Origin of the sequence: Duganella vulcania (genome assembly GCF_009857655.1) — a bacterium.
Taxonomy (GTDB): Bacteria; Pseudomonadota; Gammaproteobacteria; order Burkholderiales; family Burkholderiaceae_D; genus Rugamonas; species Rugamonas vulcania.
Map to the genome: position 1 here is coordinate 55,651 of NZ_WWCX01000006.1, position 18,901 is coordinate 74,551.

Below are 18,901 nucleotides of genomic sequence, written 5' to 3' on the forward strand. Positions count from 1 at the left end.
ACATGCATTTGCCCGTTTATTCCCATCCCACCCTGACCGTATTGGTCGACGACAGCGACTCGTTCCTGCGCAGCCTGTCGTTCCAGCTCGACCCCATGCTGGCCAGCCAGACCTTCCACGACACCACCACCGCGCTGCAATGGCTGCGCAGGGAACCCCAGTCGGGCTGCGTTCCGCTGCACGTCAACTTCGACATGCACAACCTGCCGGCCGACCAATGCAACGTGGCGCTGGACCTGGATCGCATCTACCGCATCGGCCAGCAGCGCCACCGCTTCGAGACGCCGTCGGTGCTGGTGGTCGACTACTCGATGCCGCAGATGAACGGACTGCAGTTCTGCGAAGCGGTGGCGCACCTGCCGTGCAAGAAGATCCTGTTCACCGGCGCGGCCGACGAGAAGATCGCCGTCAGCGCCTTCAACCGCGGCCTGATCGACCGCTACATCAAGAAGAGCGACGACCATGCGCTCGACCTGCTGGAAATCGAGATCGCCTCGCTGCAGCGCGACTACTTCGACGCCCAGTCCGAAACGCTGCGCGAGCTGGTGCTGCTGCACAACTACCACTTCCTGGGCGATCCGGCGCTGGCGCGGCTGGTGCGGGAACTGAGCGCCAGCATGGGCTTCGTCGAGCACTACATCTTCCCGAATCCGACCGGCATCCTGTTCCTCGACAAATTCGGCAAGGCCAGCCTGATGATGATAGAAACCGAACAGGGGATGTACGCGCAGTACGAGATCGCGCGCGACAGCGACGCGCCGCCGTCGTTGCTCGATGCGCTGCTGGAGCGGCGCGTGCTGCCATTCTTCTCCGACCCGGACGGCGACGGCATGTACTCGCGCCGCGTGGGCGACAACTGGCACCGCTATTGCGCGGCGCCGCGCGTGTGCCAGGGCCGCGAGACCTACTACTGGGCGCTGTTCGACCTGCCGCCGCACTACTTCGACAAGCAGCCCTACTCCTACGCCGACTTCCTCAGGGAGCGGGCGGCGCTGGAGACCATCGCGGCCTAGGCTTCGCGCAGCGTCTGCAACGGCGGCTGGCGCAGCACGTTGCGCAGGCCCAGCCAGCCGCCGGCGATGGCGCACAGCGCGCCCGCCACCAGGCCCACCAGCCACACGGCCGGGCTGAAGCTCCAGGCGAACTTGAACTGGTAGGTGGCCAACGCCCAGCCCATGGCCGCCGCGCCGGTCGCCGCCAGCACGCCGGACAAGGCGCCCACCAGCGAGAACTCGATCAGCTGCGCCTGCGACAGCTGGCGGCGGGTCGCGCCCAGCGCGCGCAGCAGGCCCGATTCGCGGGTGCGTTCATCCTGCGATCCCATCAGTGCCGCGTACAGCACCAGCACGCCGGAGGCCAGCGTGAACACGAACAGGAATTCGACCGCCGTCACCACCTGGTCCAGCACCGCCTGCACCTGCCGCAGCAGGCCGCCGACATCGACGATGGTCAGGTTGGGATAGTCGCGCGTGAGGGCGTTCATCAGTGCGCCCTGGCCTTGCGGCAGGTGGAAGGCGGTGATCCAGCTCTGCGACACTTCGGTCATCGCCGCCGGGTTGATGATGACGAAGAAGTTGACCCGCATCGAGCCCCATTCCAGCTTGCGCAGGCTGGTGATGGTGGCGTCCACCGGCGTGCCGGCGATGTCGAAGCGCAGCTTGTCGCCCAGCTTCCACTTCAGCGTCTTGGCGATGCCCTCCTCCACCGAGGCTTCCGGCGCGCCCGGCTTGTCGGCGAACCACTGGCCGGCGCTGATCTTGTTCTCGGCCTGCATCCGCGCCATGGTCGACAGGTTGAATTCGCGGTCGGCCAGGCCCTTGGCCCGGTCGTCGGTATAGGTCTCGGCGGTGACCGGCTTGCCGTTCACCGCGGTCAGGCGTCCCCGTATCATCGGGTACTGCGGCGCGTAGCTCACGCCCGCCGCCTGCAGGCGCTTGCCGATATCGGCCGCCTGCTCCGGCTGGATGTTGATGATGAAGCGGTTCGGCGCGTCCGGCGGCGTGGCGTTGCGCCAGGCCGTCATCAGGTCGCCGCGCACCACGGTCAGCACCAGCAGCGCCATCATGCCCAGCGCCAGCGAGACGATCTGCACCACGGTCGCGCCGGGCCGGCGCTGCAGCGAGGTGATGGCGAAGCGCCAGCTTTGATGATCGATCGCGCGCCGCAGCGGCTTGAGCGCGGCCAGCGCGCCCCAGCCCACCAGCCCGAACACGGTGAAGGCGCCAAGGAAGCCGAGAGCCGTGTACAGCGCCAGCTGCACATCGCCCGCCTGCCACAGCAGCAGCACGACGAAGCCGGCCAGGCCCAGGCCGTAGGTGGCCAACGCAGCCACCTGCGGCGGCTCCTGCTCGCGGCGGATCACGCGGTTGTGCGGCACCTTGCGCAGCTGCAGAATCGGCGGTAGCGCGAACGCGGCCAGCAGCAGCATGCCGGTGGCCACGCCCTGCAGCGCCGGGTAGATGGTCGGCGCAGGCAGGCTGGCCGAGACCAGCTTGCCCAGCACCTCCAGCAACACGTAGTGGCCGCCGAAGCCCACCGCCACGCCCATCAAGCTGCCGGCCAGGCCGACCATCAGGAATTCGATCAGGTACATCAGCGTCACTTCGTTCTGCGTCAGGCCCAGGCAGCGCAGCATGGCGCAGGCGTCCAGGTGGCGCTGCATGAAGCGGCGCGCGGCCATCGCCACGGCCACCGCCGCCAGCATCGCCGACAGCAGGCCGACCAGCGACAGGAAGCGGTCGGCGCGGTCCAGCGTGGCGCGCATCTCGGGCCGGCCGTTTTCCAGCGACTCGACGCGCACACCCTTGATATTGTTTTGCTTGATCTGCGCCTGCAGCCATTGCTCGTAGGCGCTGGCCACGGCCGCGCCGTTTTGCAGCGACGCCGGCGCCGCCACCAGCAGGCGGTAGGACACGCGCGAGCCGGGCTGGATCAGGTTGGTGGCGGCCAGGTCGTCCAGCGCGAACATCACGCGCGGCGCGAACGCCAGGAAGCTGGCGCCGCGGTCCGGCTCGGAGGCGATCAGCTGCGCCACCGTGAAGCGCTTGTCGCCCAGCTTGATCGTGCCGCCGACCGTGGTCTTCAGGCCGCCCAGCAGGCCGGCATCCAGCCACACGGTGCCTGGCGCCGGCACGCCGTTGGCCGGCGCGCCGTAGCTTTGCTCGGCCTGTTCGGGATCGGTGGTGATCTTCAGCTGGCCGCGCAGCGGGTAGCCGGGGCCGACCGCCTTCAACGCCGCCAGCAGCGAATTGGATTGCTCGCCCTCGCCCGCCTGCGCCATGCTGGGAAAGCTGATGGTGTCGGTCATCAGCAGGCCGCGCCGGGCGGCCTCCGCGCGCCAGGCCGGGTTGACCGGCAGGTCGGCGTTGATGACGACGTCGGCGCCCAGCAGCTGGTGGGCGTCGCGATCGAGGCCGCTGCGCAGGCGGTCGATGAAGAAGCCGGTGGCCGACAAGGCGGCCACCGCCACCGTCAATGCGATCAGCAGGAAGCGCAACTGGCCGGCGCGCCAGTCGCGCGCCGTCATCTTCAAGGCGAGTTTGAGCATGGGGGGTTTCTAGAGTGCGGCGAAGTAGGCGTCGACTTCATCGAGGAACTTCTGCTTCTGCTCCGCCGGCAGGAAGGCCGCCGAGAAGCTGTTGCGCGCCAGCCGCTGCGCGTGGGACAGGCCCAATGGCAAGGCCTCGAAGGTGGCGACGAAGTTGGCGTTCATGTAGCCGCCGAAGTAGGCCGGGTCGTCCGAGTTCACGGTGGCGACGATGCCGGCGTCCAGCAGCTGCAGCAGGTTGTGCTGCTCCATGCGCTCGAACACGCACAGCTTGACGTTCGACAGCGGACACACCGTCAACGCGACCTGCTCGCGCGCCAGGCGCTGCGTCAGCGCCGCGTCCTCCAGGCAGCGCACGCCGTGGTCGATGCGCTCGACCTTCAGCACGTCGAGCGCGGTTTCGATATACGCCGGTGGACCTTCCTCGCCCGCGTGCGCCACCAGGTGGAAGCCCAGCTCGCGGCACTTGGCGAACACGCGCGCGAACTTCTCCGGCGGATTGCCGACCTCCGACGAATCGAGCCCGATGCCCATGTACTTGTCGCGGTAAGGCAGCGCCTCCTCCAGCGTGGCGAAGGCGTCCTCTTCCGACAGGTGGCGCAGGAAGCTGAGGATCAGCGTGGCGCTGACGGGGCTGTCCTGGCAGGCGCGGTGGATGCCGTCGATCACGGTCTTGATCGGCACGCCGCGCGCGGTGTGCGTCTGCGGATCGAAGAAGATTTCGGTGTGGCGCACATTGTCTTCCTCGGCGCGCTTGAGGTAGGCGGCGGTCATGTCGTAGAAGTCCTGCTCCTGCAACAGCACGCTGGCGCCGGCGTAGTAGATGTCAAGGAAGGACTGCAGGTCGGTGAACGCATACGCGGCGCGCAGCTCCTCCACCGAGCCGTAGGCCAGCTTGACGTTGTTGCGCTGGGCCAGCGCGAAAATCAGTTCCGGCTCAAGCGAGCCTTCGATGTGGATGTGCAGTTCGGCTTTCGGCATTTGCTGCACCACGGTGCGCAATTGTTCGTTCAACATTATTCTTTTTCCTCTGACGGTAAGCTGGATCAACGCATCTTAGCGCATGCCGCGAGAGTGCGACAGCGGCGGCCAAGTTGCGGCAGAATTTATCTGTTTGAGGTGCGATCAGCACGGCGCGTGCAAGCGTGATACTGTGGCATAAACGTGGGTAAAAAAAAGCGCTAAAATCCATAAAAAGCACACAAAATTATCCAAAAATAATCTTAATAATCAATGATTTACGAAAGAGTATTAACCATATTACGACATATCTTTTGACTTCCGGCACCAATAGCGCAATAATCAATTTCATAGACGTAAGATGCGTTACGGCCAACACATAAAAGCCGCCAACCGGCGATGAAGCCAGCTCACCGGCGCGGGCAATCCGCGCCACCAAAAAGAAGCTGGTCATAAGAAAAATAAAACGAAAGGGTATGCACGAACCAGGGCCAGGGCAGTCGAACTGCCGGTGACCCGTGACACGCAGGTTTACATTAAAGGACATCCAAATGACCATTTTTGACAACTACGCCGCACGGTACGAACGGACCAAAGAAGAAGAGATGTCCATGAAGGAATATCTCGAACTTTGCAAAAAAGATCGACTCACCTACGCCAGCGCACCGGAGCGCATGCTGGCCGCCATCGGCGAACCGACGTTGGTCGATACCCGCAACGACACCCGGCTGTCTCGCATCTTCGCGAACAAGGTCATCAAGATATATCCGGCTTTCCGCGAGTTCTACGGCACCGAGGAAGTGATCGAGCAAGTGGTGTCCTACTTCCGCCACGCCGCGCAGGGGCTGGAGGAACGCAAGCAGATCCTGTATCTGCTCGGTCCCGTCGGCGGCGGCAAATCGTCGATCGCCGAGAAGCTCAAGTCGCTGATGGAGCATGTGCCCTTCTACTGCCTGAAAGGCTCGCCGGTGAACGAATCGCCACTCGGCCTGTTCAACGAGGAAGAGGACGGCGTGATCCTGGAAGAGGACTACGGCATCCCGCGCCGCTACCTGCGCAACATCCCGAGCCCGTGGGCCGTCAAGCGCCTGCACGAATTCAACGGCGACATCAACCAGTTCCGCGTGGTCAAGCGCTACCCGTCCGTGCTCAAGCAAGTCGCCATCTCCAAGACCGAACCGGGCGACGAGAACAACCAGGACATTTCCTCGCTGGTCGGCAAGGTCGACATCCGCAAGCTGGAAGATTATTCGCAAGACGATCCGGACGCCTACAGCTACTCGGGCGGCCTGTGCCTGGCCAACCAGGGCTTGATGGAATTCGTCGAGATGTTCAAGGCGCCGATCAAGGTGCTGCACCCGCTGCTGACCGCCACGCAGGAAGGCAACTACAAAGGCACCGAGGGCTTCGGCGCGATCCCGTTCGACGGCATCATCCTGGCGCACTCGAACGAGTCGGAATGGAAGACCTTCAAGAACAACCGCAACAACGAGGCGTTCCTTGACCGTATCTACATCGTCAAAGTGCCGTACTGCCTGCGCGTGACCGACGAGATCAAGATCTACGACAAGCTGATCGCCAACTCCTCGCTGTACCAGGCCCCGTGCGCGCCCGGCACCCTGCGCATGATGGCGCAGTTCGCGATCCTGTCGCGGCTGAAGGATCCGGAGAACTCCAGCATCTTCAGCAAGATGCTGGTGTACGACGGCGAGAACCTCAAGGACACCGACCCGAAGGCCAAGTCCATGCACGAGTACGTGGACTACGCCGGCGTCGACGAGGGCATGAACGGCCTGTCCACCCGCTTCGCGTTCAAGATCCTGTCCAAGGTCTTCAACTTCGACAACACCGAAGTGGCGGCCAATCCGGTGCACCTGCTGTACGTGCTGGAGCAGCAGGTCGAGCGTGAGCAGTTCCCGCCCGAGACCGAGCAGAAGTACTTCTCGTACATCAAGGAACACCTGGCGCAGAAATACGTGGAGTTCATCGGCAAGGAAATCCAGACCGCCTACCTGGAATCGTATTCCGAATACGGCCAGAACATCTTCGACCGCTACGTGACGTTTGCCGACTTCTGGATCCAGGACCAGGAATACCGCGATCCCGACACCGGCGAGAGCTTCGACCGCGAGTCGCTGAACAACGAGCTGGAGAAGATCGAGAAGCCGGCCGGGATCTCCAATCCCAAGGACTTCCGCAACGAGATCGTCAACTTCGGCCTGCGCGCGCGCGCCAACAACGGCGGCAAGAATCCGGCCTGGACCAGCTACGAGAAGTTCCGCACCGTGATCGAGAAGAAGATGTTCTCCAACACCGAGGAACTGCTGCCGGTGATTTCGTTCAACGCCAAGGCCAGCGCCGAAGACGCCAACAAGCACGCCGACTTCGTCGCCCGCATGGTGGAGAAAGGCTATACCGCCAAGCAGGTACGGTTGCTGTGCGAATGGTATTTGCGTGTGAGGAAGTCGTCTTAAGTAGCATTGCGCGCCGCCCCGCATAAGGCGGTGGCGGCGCGGCGCCGACCAATAGCAGCAGGAGGCATCTTTTGACTTACCTCATCGACCGACGTTTGCAGGGCAAGAACAAGTCTGCGGTCAACCGCGAGCGCTTCTTGCGGCGCTACAAGGCCCAGATCAAGGACGCGGTGGGACGTGCCATCAAGGGCCGCTCCATCACCGACATTGAGAATGGCGAAAAAGTCTCCATCCCGGTCAAGGACGTGGGCGAGCCCTCGTTCGGCCACGCCCATGGCGGCGTGTGGGAAACCATCAACCCCGGCAACCAGGAATACCTCAAGGGCGACCTGATCAACCGGCCCAAGGGCGGCGGCGGCGCCGGCCGCGGCAAGGCGGGCAACAGCGACCAGCTGACCGAGGACGACTTCATCTTCGAGCTGTCGCGCGAAGAATTCATGAACTACTTCTTCGAAGACCTGGAGCTGCCCAACCTGGTCAAGACGCAGCTGACCGCCACCACCGAATTCAAGAACCAGCGCGCCGGCTACAATATGTCGGGCACGCCGTCCAACATCCACGTGCTGCGTTCGCTGCGCGGCGCGCTGGGACGGCGCATCGCGGTCGGCGGCAATTCGCGCAAGCGCGTGATCGAGGCCGAGCGCGAGCTGGAGGAGCTGCTGCTGGAAGGCGCGCCGCTGGACGCGCCGCGCGTGGTGGAGCTGAAAAAGCTGATCCACCATCTGCACACGCGGCTGCTGGCGATTCCCTTCATCGATCCGTTCGACCTGCGCTACAGCAACCGCGTCAAGGTGCCCAAGCCGATGACGCAGGCGGTGATGTTCTGCATCATGGACGTCTCCGGCTCGATGGACGAAACCCGCAAGGACACCGCCAAGCGCTTCTTCATCCTGCTGTACCTGTTCCTCAAACGCGCCTACGACAAGATCGACGTGGTCTTCATCCGCCACCACACGGCCGCGGCCGAGGTGAACGAGGAGGAATTCTTCCACTCGCGCGAGTCGGGCGGCACCGTGGTGTCGTCGGCGCTGCACCTGCTCGACAAGATCATCGAGGAACGCTACGGCGGCGGCAGCTGGAACAGCTACGTGGCCCAGGCCTCCGACGGCGACAACTGGGACAACGATTCCGTGCTGTGCCGCCAGCTGCTGGTCAACACCATCATGCCCAAGGTGCAGTACTACACCTATGTCGAGATCACCGACGGTCCGCCGCAGAACCTGTGGGAGCAGTACTCGCAGATTCCCGACCACCATCCGCATTTCGCCATGCAGAAAATAGTCACGCCGGCCGACATCTATCCGGTGTTCCGTGAACTGTTCAAGAAACAGCCGAAATAGGCAGCCCCGCCATGAACGACATGACACCCAAGCCGCGCCATCCGCGCGCCCTGCCCGAGCAGTCGGAATGGACGTTTGAACTGATCGAGCAGGCCCACCAGGAAATCCGCCGCGTCGCCGAAGGGTTCGGGCTGGACACCTATCCCAACCAGCTGGAGATCATCACGGCCGAGCAGATGATGGACGCCTACACCTCGGTCGGCATGCCGGTGTCGTACAACCACTGGTCGTTCGGCAAGCACTTCCTGTCGACCGAGAAGGGCTACAAGCGCGGGCAGATGGGCCTGGCCTACGAGATCGTCATCAACTCCAATCCCTGCATCGCCTACCTGATGGAGGAGAACAGCCTGACCATGCAGGCGCTGGTGATCGCGCACGCGGCCTACGGCCACAACTCCTTCTTCAAGGGGAACTACCTGTTCCGCACCTGGACCGACGCCGACGCCATCGTCGACTACATGGTGTTCGCCAAGAACTACATCGCCGAGTGCGAGCAGCGCCACGGCATCGACGCGGTCGAGCTGCTGCTCGATTCCTGCCACGCGATCCAGAACTACGGCGTCGACCGCTACAAGCGGCCGGCCAAGCTGTCGATGGCGCAGGAGCGCGCGCGCCAGAAGGAGCGCGAAGCCTACGCGCAGTCGCAGATCAACGAGCTGTGGCGCACCCTGCCCCGCCGCGAGGAAGAGGAGGAGGAAAAGGCCACGCCGCGCTTCCCGCCCGAGCCCGAGGAAAACCTGCTGTACTTCATCGAGAAGTACGCGCCGCTGCTGGAACCGTGGCAGCGCGAGATGGTGCGCATCGTGCGCAAGATTTCGCAGTACTTCTACCCGCAGCGCCAGACCCAGGTGATGAACGAGGGCTGGGCCACCTTCTGGCACTACACCATCCTCAACCAGTTGTACGACGAGGGCGTGGTGGGCGACGGCTTCATGATGGAGTTCCTGAAGAGCCATACCAACGTGGTGTACCAGCCGCCGGTCAACAGCCCCTACTACAGCGGCATCAATCCGTACGCGCTGGGCTTTGCCATGATGACCGACATTCGCCGCATCTGCGAGCACCCGACCGCCGAGGACCGCGAATGGTTCCCGGACATCGCCGGCAGCGACTGGCGCAAGACGCTCGATTTCGCCATGCGCAATTTCAAGGACGAGAGCTTCATCGCCCAGTACCTGTCGCCCAAGCTGATCCGCGATTTTCATTTCTTTGCCGTACTGGACGACGACAACAACGAAAAACTGGCAATCTCCGCCATACACGACGACCTGGGCTACCGCTACGTCCGCCAGCAACTGGCCGAGCAGTACAACCTGGGCAACCGTGAGCCGAACATCCAGGTGTGGTCGGTCAACACGCGGGACGACCGCGCGCTGACGCTGCGCCATACGCAGTTCCAGCGGCGGCCGCTGAACCAGCAGGCCGGCGAGGTGCTCAAGCACGTGGCGCGGCTGTGGGGTTTCGACGTGCACCTGGAAACCGTGTCGCCCAACGGCGAGATCGTCAGTTCGCTGGAGGTCAAACGGGAGAAACGCGCGCGCGGAAGCTGAGCAACATATATATATAGGGCTTTGCCGCGGTCAGGCATGGCTCTTGCAAGGGATGAATCGGGGTCAGAGAAGTCGCTCTGGCCCCGGTTTTTTTAGGAAAGGCATGGTGCGGTGCAAAAGTCAATAATTTTTTACGATAATTTATACGGCCTTGCCCGCAAGAATTTCAACAAAGAAACATTTGCGACCAAATTATCAATTGTTCGTAGTAAAATTACGTGCATAATATTCCGTTTTTGAGCTTAAGGGAAAACTAAGTAATGTCGTGGTGCGTCTCGCCCCAAAATTGCCCCGGAGAGTCTTGCATATTGAGCTAGAACGGTGCAAAGAGAGCGCTATCACATAGGAAAACCCTATGAAATTTAACCGGTTTTAGGGATGAAAATTCTATGTAAAATCAAGAATTCGTATGTATAATTCGCCGACGTCCCGGATGCGGCTGTTGTTTTGTGTCGCCATTTTGGGGTTTAAGTAGCAACAAAAAGAGTTGGTATTGGAGAAAGCAGGCATGAATTTCACGCACAACGAGAAAAGCACCGGGAAGAACTTTACAGGCATTACCATTGTCGTTTTGTTGCACCTCCTGGTTGCTTATGGGATCGTGACGGGCTTGGGTAAACGTCTGGTGAGCAAGATGATCGCACCAGTGGAGACCAAGATCATTGAGGAGGTCAAACCTCCTCCACCGAAAGAACTCCCACCGCCACCACCTCCGCCAGAGATGAAAGCGCCCCCACCGCCATTCATCCCGCCAGTTGAGGTGAACGTGCAGCAGCCTCCGCCGCCGCAAAACACGATCGCGAACGCGACCAACGTGAAGCCTGCGACGAACGAACTGCAAAAAGCGCCGCCAGCACCACCGGCAGCGCCACCGGGACCAGCCAAATCGGTCAACGTAGCTGCTGTCGCTGACTTCAGCACTTGCGCGAAACCGGAGTGGCCAAAATCCTCCCTGCGTAACGAAGAAACCGGTACGGTCACGTTATCGTTCTTGATTGGAACCGACGGCCGTGTCGCCGATTCCAAAATCGTCAAATCCAGTGGCTTTAGGGACTTGGACAAGGCCGCGGTTAACGGCATCAGCAAATGCCGATTCAAACCGGGTCTGACCGACGGGAAACCGACGGAAGCGTGGATGCAGATGCAATACGTCTGGACGCTGGAGTAAAACCGAGGCGGCAGCATCGTCTCACTTAGTAATTTTCGTTGTCATTACGTTCAGCGATCTGATTATTTTATCAATTTGGAGGAAGCATGTTTAAGAATACCCGTTTGTCCGCTGTACTGGCCGCTGTGCTGTTTTCCGTGACCGCAGCCACCGCCCTGGTAAGCGCCCCAGCCTTCGCTGACGCGCCAGCCTCGGCCGCCGCTTCGGCACCAGCAGCCGCTCCAGCAGCGGATGCGGCAGCCGCACCAGCACCAGCAGCAGAAGCTCCAGCTGCCAAGGGCGGCAAAGAAGAAGTGGACAATCCATACGGCTTCGAAGCTGTCTGGAACGGTGGTTTCGTATCGCGCGGCACCCTGATCATCCTGTCGCTGATGTCGATGGGTTCGTGGTACATCATCATCACCAAGCTGATCGACCAGATGAAGATCTTCAAACAGTCGAAAGAAACCTCGGCCAAGTTCTGGAAAGCCTCGTCGATCGCCGCTGGTTCGGCAGCCCTGAAAGACGGCTCGCCATTCCGCTTCATCGCTGAAACCGGCACCAAGGCCACCGTGCACCACGACGGCGCCCTGCTGGAACAAATCGACCTGTCGACCTGGGTGACCATGTCGATCCAGCGCGCTGTTGACAAAGTTCAATCGCGTCTGCAAGACGGCCTGTCGTTCCTGGCAACCGTTGGTTCGACCGCACCGTTCATCGGTCTGTTCGGTACCGTTTGGGGTATTTACAATGCACTGATCGCCATCGGCATGTCGGGTAACGCATCGATCGACAAAGTTGCAGGTCCAGTGGGTGAAGCGCTGATCATGACCGCTTTCGGTCTGTTCGTCGCGGTTCCTGCCGTTCTGGGTTACAACTGGCTGGTGCGTCGTAACAAGTCGGCCATGGAAGACGTGCGTTCGTTCTCCGCTGACGTGCACTCGGTACTGATCTCGGGCGCTATGTCCACCAGCGAAGCTGGCCGTGCCGCCGGCGCTAAAAAGATTGGATAATTAATCATGTCGATGTCCGTAGGCTCCGATAGCGGAGACGAAGATCAAGTCATGTCAGAAATCAACACGACGCCCCTCGTGGACATCATGTTGGTTCTGCTGATTATCTTCCTGATCACGAGCCCGGTTGTTCTGAAGCTGATCAAGATCAAGCTGCCAGAAGAAGCCAACCAGGTTATTCAGACCAAGCCGGAAGATGTCAACATCGTTGTAAGCAAGGATGGCGACATCTACTGGAATCAGAAGAAAATGCGCGACGCGAATGAGTTGTTCGATTTTCTGAAGGTGGAAGCAGTGAAGTTGCCTCAGCCAGAAGTGCATGTTCGTGGCGACCAAGAAACACGCTACGAAGCGATCGGCAAGGTTATTTACACTACCCAGCGCGCTGGTATTCAGAAGGTCGGCTTCATCACCGAACCGCCTGATAAGGGTTAATCCCCGATAGTGCATCGCAGGCCTGGAGCCCAGGCCTGCCCTTCTTAAAAGGAAACACCATGAGTATGAATGTCGGCTCCCCAGCCAGCGGTGGCGCGGACCCGGAACCAATGATGGAAATGAATATGACGCCCCTCATCGACGTGATGCTGGTGCTGATTATCATGATGATCATTACGATTCCAAAGGCTAACCACTCGGTCAACCTGAACATGCCGGTCGGCACCCCGCCGCCGCCAGTCAAGGAACCTGTGGTCATCACGATTGACGTCGACTTCGACGGTACGATTCTGTGGGATAACGCTGTCGTTCCTGACCGCGGCACCCTGGAAGCGAAACTGACCGACGTCGCGGCGCAAGCTGACCAGCCGGAAGTGCATCTGCGTCCGAACAAGCTGGTATCGTACAAAGTCGTGGCAGGCGTGATGGCTGCGGCCCAGCGTCTGGGCGTGACCAAGATTGGCCTGGTCGGCAACGAACAGTTCCAATAATCAGTTCTATGTTCAACGATAGGCAGGACCATTCCTGCCTATTTCGCATTTTGATGAAAGAAAACTTACCCATGACCAAGTTTCGTCTCGCTCATCTCGGCCTGGTAATGGCCGCTATTGGTTTTACTGCAGCAGCTCCTTTGGCAGGTTTTTCCTCGGTTGCCTATGCGGCCGACGCGGTGCGCGCTGAAATCGGCAAACCATTGCAAGAAGCACAGAAACTGGCTGCGGCAGGCAAGAACAAAGAAGCACTGGCTAAACTCAAGGAAGCCGATGCGGTCGGCGGCAAATCGCCCAACGAATCCTATCTGATCGAACGCACCCGCGCTTCGGCCGCTGTGGCCGCAGGCGATAACGACCAGGCCGCCAAGGCCTTCGAAGCGGTCATCAACTCCGGCAAGCTGTCTGCTGCCGAACAACCAAAATTCACCCAGGCCCTGGCCGGCATCTACTACCGCGCCAAGGACTACCCAAAGGCCATCACCTGGATCCAGCGCGCGCTGAAGGACAATCCTAACGACGGCCAGATGCGCGATCTGCTGATCCAGACCTACTACATCAGCGGCAAATACGCCGAAGCGGCCAAGGAACTGCAATCGTCGAAAGCCGGTTCGGAATCGTCGCTGCAGATGCTGGCCAATATCCAGCTCAAGCAGAACGACAAGGAAGGCTATGTCCAGACCCTGGAAAAACTGGCCGGTTCCTATCCGAAGACCAGCTACTGGGCCGACCTGCTGAACCGCGTGTCGGGCAAGCCAGGCTTCTCGTCGACGCTGTCGCTGGACGTGCTGCGCCTGCGCCTGGCCAACGGCCTGCTGACCAAGCCGGGCGAGTACATGGAAATGTCCCAGCTGGCACTGCAAGCGGGTAATCCTGCCGAAGCGATCAAGATCATCGACCAGGGCTACAAGAAAGGCGCGCTGGGCACCGGCTCCGACGCCGCCCGCCACCAGCGCCTGAAAGACCTGGCCGCCAAGACCCAGACCGAGTTCGACGCCAAGCAGCCTGCGCTGGAAGCCGAAGCCGTCAAGAACAAGGACGCCGACGCGCTGGCCAACATGGGCTACGCGCTGGTTTCCCAGGGCAAAGCCGACAAGGGCCTGGCGCTGCTGGACCAGGCTGTGAAGCTGGGCACCGCGAAGAATCCTGAAGCTGTCAAGCTGCACCAGGGTATCGCCCAGTCCATCGCCGGCAAGAAACCTGCCGCGCTGGCCACGCTGAAATCGGTCAAAGGCAAGGACGGCACCGCCGACCTGGCCCGCTACTGGACCCTGAACATCAACCACCCGATGTAATCCGGCGGTTTCGATGCGCAAAAGCGCTGCCCGGCCCCGCGCCGGCCAGCGCTTTTTTTATGCCTAGCCCCCGCATTTCCCTCCGCATTTCCCGCTATAACTGTCGGCTACGGCAAACAAACCGTATAATCCTCCATTTAGCGACAGTTTCCACCAGATTCCCATGAAGGTATTTCGCGGTCTACCCAATGCAGCGGCGCGCGCGCCGTGCGCGCTCACGATCGGCAATTTCGACGGCGTCCACCTCGGCCACCAGGCCTTGCTGGGCCGCGTGCGCGCAGCCGCCACCAGCCTCGGGCTGGAAGGCGCCGTGATGACCTTCGAGCCGCATCCGCGCGAATTCTTCGCCCAGAAGGCCGGCGACCTGTCGAAAGCCCCGCCCCGCATCGCCAACCTGCGCGACAAGCTGCAATCGCTGTCCGACAACGGCATCGACCGCGTCATCGTCGAGCACTTCTCGGCCCACTTCGCCGCGCTCACGCCGCAGGAATTCACCGAGAAAGTGCTGGTCGAGGGCCTGCACGTCAAATGGCTGATGGTCGGCGACGACTTCTGCTACGGCGCCCGCCGCGCCGGCAATGTGCAGATGCTGCAGGAAGCGGGCAAGCACTACGGCTTCCACGTCGAGACCCTGCCCACCGTGATGAACGGCAGCACCCGCATCTCCTCCTCCGCCGTGCGCGCCGCGCTGGCCGAGGGCGACTTCGCCCATGCCGAGGCGCTGCTGGGCCATCCCTACGCCATCTCCGGCCACGTGATCCACGGCCAGAAGCTGGGCCGCACGCTCGGCTTCCCCACGCTGAACCTGCGCGTGCCGCACCGCCCCGCGCTGACCGGCATCTTCATCGTGCAGGTGCACGGCCTGGCCGGGCGTCCCCTGCCCGCCGTGGCCAGCCTGGGCGTGCGCCCCACCGTCGACAACAGCGGCCGCGTGCTACTGGAGGTGCACGTGTTCGACTTCGCCCAGGGCTGCTACGGCAAACAGGTGCGCGTCGAATTCCTGCACAAGATCCGCGACGAGGAAAAATACGTCGACCTGCCGACGCTGACCGCCGCCATCCACCGCGATGCCGACATCGCCCGCGCGTATTTTGCCGAACGCTTCAAGGAACGCGAAGGCGCCATCACGGCCACCGACCGAATTTAACCGCGCGACCAGCTACGCGCGCCGGCTACACAGAACTCCCCGAATAAAAAATCACTGAAGATAACCATGTCCGATAACAAATCCGCAAAAAAGCCAGAAAGTAAATACCCGGTCAACATGACCGAAACCCCATTCCCGATGCGCGGCGATATGGCCAAGCGCGAACCCAACTGGGTCAAGGAATGGCAAGACAAGAAAATCTACGAACGCGTGCGCAAGGCCGCCGCCGGCCGTCCTAAATTCATCCTGCACGACGGCCCGCCGTACGCCAACGGCGACATCCACATCGGCCACGCCGTCAACAAGATCCTGAAGGACATGGTGGTCAAGGCCCGCGGCATGGCCGGCTACGACGCGCCCTACGTGCCGGGCTGGGATTGCCACGGCATGCCGATCGAGATCCAGATCGAAAAACTGTACGGCAAGAACCTGCCGACCGCCGAAGTGCTGACCAAGGCCCGCGCCTACGCCTACGAGCAGGTCGACCGCCAGCGCAAGGACTTCATCCGCCTGGGCGTGCTGGGCGAATGGCAGAACCCTTACCTGACCATGAACTACTCGAACGAGGCCGACGAACTGCGCGCCCTCGGCCAGCTGCTGGAGAAAGGCTACGTCTACCGCGGCCTGAAGCCGGTCAACTGGTGCTTCGACTGCCAGTCCGCCCTGGCCGAAGCCGAAGTGGAATACCAGGACAAGCGCGACCCGGCCATCGACGTCGGCTTCAAGTTCGCCGAATTCGACAAGCTGGCCACCGCCTTCGGCATGGACAAGCTGCCGACCGAGAACGGCTTCATCGTCATCTGGACCACCACGCCATGGACCATCCCGTCCAACCAGGCGCTGAACGTCAACGCCGAAGTGATCTACTCGCTGGTGCAGACCGAGCGTGATGGCCAGCCTTTGCTGCTGATCCTGGCGCAGGACCTGGTCGAAGCCTGCCTGGCGCGCTACAAGCTCGAAGGCACCACCATCGCCACCTGCCACGGCGCGGCGCTGGGCGGCATCAGCTTCCGCCACCCGCTGCACGCCTCGGACGCCTTCTTCGACCGCATGTCGCCGATGTACCTGGCCGAATACGTGACCACCGAAAGCGGCACCGGCGTGGTCCACTCCGCGCCGGCGTATGGCCTGGACGACTTCATCTCCTGCCGCGCGCATGGCATGAAGGACGAGAACATCCTGACCCCGGTCATGGGCGACGGCAAATACGCCGCCTCGCTGCCGCTGTTCGGCGGCATGACGATCTGGGAAGCCTCCAAGCCGATCTGCGCCGCCCTGAAGGAAGCGGGCGCGCTGTTCGAAGTGAAGATGTTCGACCACAGCTACATGCACTGCTGGCGCCACAAGACGCCGATCATCTACCGCGCCACCTCGCAGTGGTTCGCCGGCATGGATGTGAAGCCGAAGGACGGCGGCCACACGCTGCGTGAAACCGCGCTCAAAGGCATCGACGAGACCAAGTTCTTCCCGGACTGGGGCAAGGCGCGCCTGCACGGCATGATCGCCAACCGTCCCGACTGGACCCTGTCGCGCCAGCGCCAGTGGGGCGTGCCGATGGCCTTCGTGGTCCACAAGGAAACCGGCGCGCTGCATCCGCGCACCCCGGAACTGCTGGAGCAAGTGGCAAAGCTGATCGAGAAGAGCGGCATCGACGCCTGGTTGGCGCTGGACCTGAAGGACCTGATCGGCGACGAAGCGTCGGCCTACGAAAAGAACAAGGACACGCTGGACGTCTGGTTCGATTCCGGCTCGACCCACCAGACCGTGCTGCGCGGCTCGCACAAGGAGCAATCGGCCTTCCCGGCCGACCTGTACCTGGAAGGTTCGGACCAGCACCGCGGCTGGTTCCACTCCTCGCTGCTGACCTCCTCGATGCTGAACGGCGCCCCGCCGTACAAGGCGCTGCTGACCCACGGCTTCGTGGTGGACGGCGAAGGCAAGAAGATGTCCAAGTCGATCGGCAACACCATCGCGCCGCAGGACGTGTGGAACAAGCTGGGCGCCGACATGCTGCGCCTGTGGGTCGCCACCACCGACTACACCGGCGAGCTGTCGATCTCCGACGAGATCCTCAAGCGCGTCACCGAAGCCTATCGCCGCATCCGCAACACGCTGCGCTTCCTGCTGGCCAACCTGTCCGACTTCGACGCCGCCAAGGATGCGGTGGCGATCGACGACATGCTGGAGATCGACCGCTACGCCGTCGCCAACATGGCGTCGCTGCAGGCGGAAATCGCCGAGCACTACATGCAGTATGAATTCCAGCCGGTCTACTCCAAGCTGCAGAACTTCTGCTCGGAAGACCTGGGCGGCTTCTACCTGGACGTGCTCAAGGACCGCCTGTACACCACGGCCGTCACCTCGCACGCGCGCCGTTCGGCGCAGACCGCGCTGTGGCACATCACGCAAAGCCTGCTGCGCGTGATGGCGCCGGCGCTGTCGTTCACGGCGGAGGAAGCATGGGCGATCTTCGCCGGCGAAGAGGCCTACAAGGCCAGCGACGAAACCATCTTCACGCAGACCTGGTGGAAGCTGCCGGAAGCGTCCGACGCCGCCGCGCTGCTGGCCAAGTACACGGCCCTGCGCGCGGTCCGCAACGACGTCACCAAGCAGCTCGAAGACGTGCGCACCTCAGGCGCTATCGGCTCCTCGCTGCAGGCGGAACTGACCATCAAGGCCGCCGGCGACAAGTACCAGATGCTGGCCAGCCTGGACGACGACCTGAAGTTCGTCTTCATCACCTCGGCCGCCAAGGCGGTGCAGGTGGCGAGCGAAGCGGAGGAAGCGGTCGAAGTGGCCGCGTCCACGGCGGAGAAGTGCGAGCGCTGCTGGCACTACCGCGCCGATGTCGGCTCGCACGCCGACCATCCGACCCTGTGCGGCCGTTGCCACAGCAATCTGTTCGGTGCGGGCGAAAAACGCAAGTTCGCTTAATATGAGGGCCGCCGTTCCCCACCGGGAGCGGCGGCGCCGTCGCCACGAACCACTCTGAAATTTTATGGCCACCAAAAAAATCTTTCCGACCAAATCCTCGGGCAGCCTCACGCCCTGGCTGGGCATTGCCGCCATCGTCGTCCTGTTCGACCAGCTCTCCAAGATCACCATCACCAAGACCTTCCAGCTCGGCGAAGAAAAAGTCATCACCTCCTTCTTCAACCTGGTGCTGGCCTATAACAAGGGCGCGGCGTTCAGCTTCCTGCAGAACAGCGGCGGATGGCAGCGCTACTTCTTCACCGCCATCGCGCTGGGCGCGGCGGCCTGGATCATCGTGCTGCTGAAAAAGCACGGCAGCCAGCGCATGTTCTCGTGGGCGCTGTCGCTGATCCTGGGCGGCGCCATCGGCAACGTCATCGACCGCATCCTGTACGGCCACGTGGTCGACTTCCTGGATTTCCACTGGAGCGGATTGGGCCACTTCCCGGCGTTCAACGTCGCCGACTCGGCCATCTGCATCGGCGCGGCGCTGTTCATCCTCGATGAGCTGCGCCGGGTGAACCGCTAA

General features: G+C 62.0%; 15 protein-coding genes. 12 read left to right on the forward strand and 3 right to left on the reverse strand.

Annotated features, from left to right (window positions below; translation table 11 throughout):
- Positions 1-2 precede the first annotated feature (2 nt).
- Positions 3-1,013, forward strand: a complete 1,011-nt coding sequence (locus tag GTP90_RS06910; protein ID WP_161082804.1) for a response regulator — start codon at positions 3-5, stop codon at positions 1,011-1,013.
- Here the strand turns inward: GTP90_RS06910 and GTP90_RS06915 are convergent.
- From GTP90_RS06915 to GTP90_RS06925, 3 genes are all read right to left on the reverse strand, one after another.
- Positions 1,010-3,547 (reverse strand): ABC transporter permease, encoded by a 2,538-nt coding sequence (locus GTP90_RS06915; RefSeq protein WP_161082805.1) that lies wholly within the window; start codon positions 3,545-3,547, stop codon positions 1,010-1,012. The two genes, GTP90_RS06910 and GTP90_RS06915, sit on opposite strands and share 4 nt — an antisense overlap.
- A gap of 9 nt (positions 3,548-3,556) precedes the next feature.
- Positions 3,557-4,564, reverse strand: a complete 1,008-nt coding sequence (locus GTP90_RS06920; protein WP_161082806.1) for an adenosine deaminase — start codon at positions 4,562-4,564, stop codon at positions 3,557-3,559.
- 190 nt (positions 4,565-4,754) lie between these two features.
- Entirely contained in the window at positions 4,755-5,054 is a 300-nt protein-coding gene (locus GTP90_RS06925) for a hypothetical protein (protein ID WP_161082807.1), read from the reverse strand.
- A 4-nt stretch (positions 5,055-5,058) separates the two neighbouring features.
- Between GTP90_RS06925 and GTP90_RS06930 the strand changes: the two genes are divergently transcribed.
- From GTP90_RS06930 to lspA, 11 genes are all read left to right on the forward strand, one after another.
- Complete coding sequence (locus GTP90_RS06930; protein WP_161082808.1) at positions 5,059-6,981, forward strand: PrkA family serine protein kinase; 1,923 nt, start codon at positions 5,059-5,061, stop codon at positions 6,979-6,981.
- A gap of 71 nt (positions 6,982-7,052) precedes the next feature.
- Entirely contained in the window at positions 7,053-8,321 is a 1,269-nt protein-coding gene (locus GTP90_RS06935; protein ID WP_161082809.1) for a YeaH/YhbH family protein, read from the forward strand.
- 11 nt (positions 8,322-8,332) lie between these two features.
- Positions 8,333-9,871: a SpoVR family protein gene (locus GTP90_RS06940; RefSeq protein WP_161082810.1), complete on the forward strand. Its 1,539-nt coding sequence runs from the start codon at positions 8,333-8,335 to the stop codon at positions 9,869-9,871.
- A gap of 508 nt (positions 9,872-10,379) precedes the next feature.
- Positions 10,380-11,039 carry an energy transducer TonB gene (locus GTP90_RS06945; protein WP_161082811.1) on the forward strand — a complete coding sequence of 220 codons (660 nt, stop codon included), beginning with the start codon at positions 10,380-10,382 and terminating at the stop codon, positions 11,037-11,039.
- Between the two features lie 86 nt (positions 11,040-11,125).
- Positions 11,126-12,031 (forward strand): MotA/TolQ/ExbB proton channel family protein, encoded by a 906-nt coding sequence (locus GTP90_RS06950; RefSeq protein ID WP_199538690.1) that lies wholly within the window; start codon positions 11,126-11,128, stop codon positions 12,029-12,031.
- Positions 12,032-12,037: 6 nt separating this feature from the next.
- On the forward strand, positions 12,038-12,466 hold the full coding sequence (locus tag GTP90_RS06955; protein WP_161082812.1) for an ExbD/TolR family protein: 429 nt from the start codon (positions 12,038-12,040) through the stop codon (positions 12,464-12,466).
- 59 nt (positions 12,467-12,525) lie between these two features.
- Positions 12,526-12,957, forward strand: coding sequence for an ExbD/TolR family protein (locus GTP90_RS06960; RefSeq protein WP_217431213.1), 432 nt, complete (start codon positions 12,526-12,528; stop codon positions 12,955-12,957).
- A 107-nt stretch (positions 12,958-13,064) separates the two neighbouring features.
- Positions 13,065-14,252, forward strand: coding sequence for a tetratricopeptide repeat protein (locus GTP90_RS06965; RefSeq protein WP_161082868.1), 1,188 nt, complete (start codon positions 13,065-13,067; stop codon positions 14,250-14,252).
- Positions 14,253-14,415: 163 nt separating this feature from the next.
- Positions 14,416-15,399 (forward strand): bifunctional riboflavin kinase/FAD synthetase, encoded by a 984-nt coding sequence (locus GTP90_RS06970; RefSeq protein ID WP_161082813.1) that lies wholly within the window; start codon positions 14,416-14,418, stop codon positions 15,397-15,399.
- Between the two features lie 66 nt (positions 15,400-15,465).
- Positions 15,466-18,333 carry an isoleucine--tRNA ligase gene (gene ileS, locus GTP90_RS06975; protein ID WP_161082814.1) on the forward strand — a complete coding sequence of 956 codons (2,868 nt, stop codon included), beginning with the start codon at positions 15,466-15,468 and terminating at the stop codon, positions 18,331-18,333.
- Between the two features lie 64 nt (positions 18,334-18,397).
- A complete protein-coding gene (lspA, locus tag GTP90_RS06980; protein WP_161082815.1) occupies positions 18,398-18,901 on the forward strand; it encodes a signal peptidase II in 504 nt (167 codons plus the stop codon).

Coding starts and splice junctions, on each gene's coding strand:
- GTP90_RS06910 (WP_161082804.1), top strand. CDS start 3: ATGCATTTGCCCGTTTATTCCCATCCCACCCTGACCGTATTGGTCGAC.
- GTP90_RS06950 (WP_199538690.1), top strand. CDS start 11,126: ATGTTTAAGAATACCCGTTTGTCCGCTGTACTGGCCGCTGTGCTGTTT.
- GTP90_RS06960 (WP_217431213.1), top strand. CDS start 12,526: ATGAGTATGAATGTCGGCTCCCCAGCCAGCGGTGGCGCGGACCCGGAA.
- GTP90_RS06940 (WP_161082810.1), top strand. CDS start 8,333: ATGAACGACATGACACCCAAGCCGCGCCATCCGCGCGCCCTGCCCGAG.
- GTP90_RS06930 (WP_161082808.1), top strand. CDS start 5,059: ATGACCATTTTTGACAACTACGCCGCACGGTACGAACGGACCAAAGAA.
- ileS (WP_161082814.1), top strand. CDS start 15,466: ATGTCCGATAACAAATCCGCAAAAAAGCCAGAAAGTAAATACCCGGTC.
- GTP90_RS06955 (WP_161082812.1), top strand. CDS start 12,038: ATGTCGATGTCCGTAGGCTCCGATAGCGGAGACGAAGATCAAGTCATG.
- GTP90_RS06945 (WP_161082811.1), top strand. CDS start 10,380: ATGAATTTCACGCACAACGAGAAAAGCACCGGGAAGAACTTTACAGGC.
- lspA (WP_161082815.1), top strand. CDS start 18,398: ATGGCCACCAAAAAAATCTTTCCGACCAAATCCTCGGGCAGCCTCACG.
- GTP90_RS06970 (WP_161082813.1), top strand. CDS start 14,416: ATGAAGGTATTTCGCGGTCTACCCAATGCAGCGGCGCGCGCGCCGTGC.
- GTP90_RS06965 (WP_161082868.1), top strand. CDS start 13,065: ATGGCCGCTATTGGTTTTACTGCAGCAGCTCCTTTGGCAGGTTTTTCC.
- GTP90_RS06915 (WP_161082805.1), bottom strand. CDS start 3,547: ATGCTCAAACTCGCCTTGAAGATGACGGCGCGCGACTGGCGCGCCGGC.
- GTP90_RS06925 (WP_161082807.1), bottom strand. CDS start 5,054: ATGTCCTTTAATGTAAACCTGCGTGTCACGGGTCACCGGCAGTTCGAC.
- GTP90_RS06920 (WP_161082806.1), bottom strand. CDS start 4,564: ATGTTGAACGAACAATTGCGCACCGTGGTGCAGCAAATGCCGAAAGCC.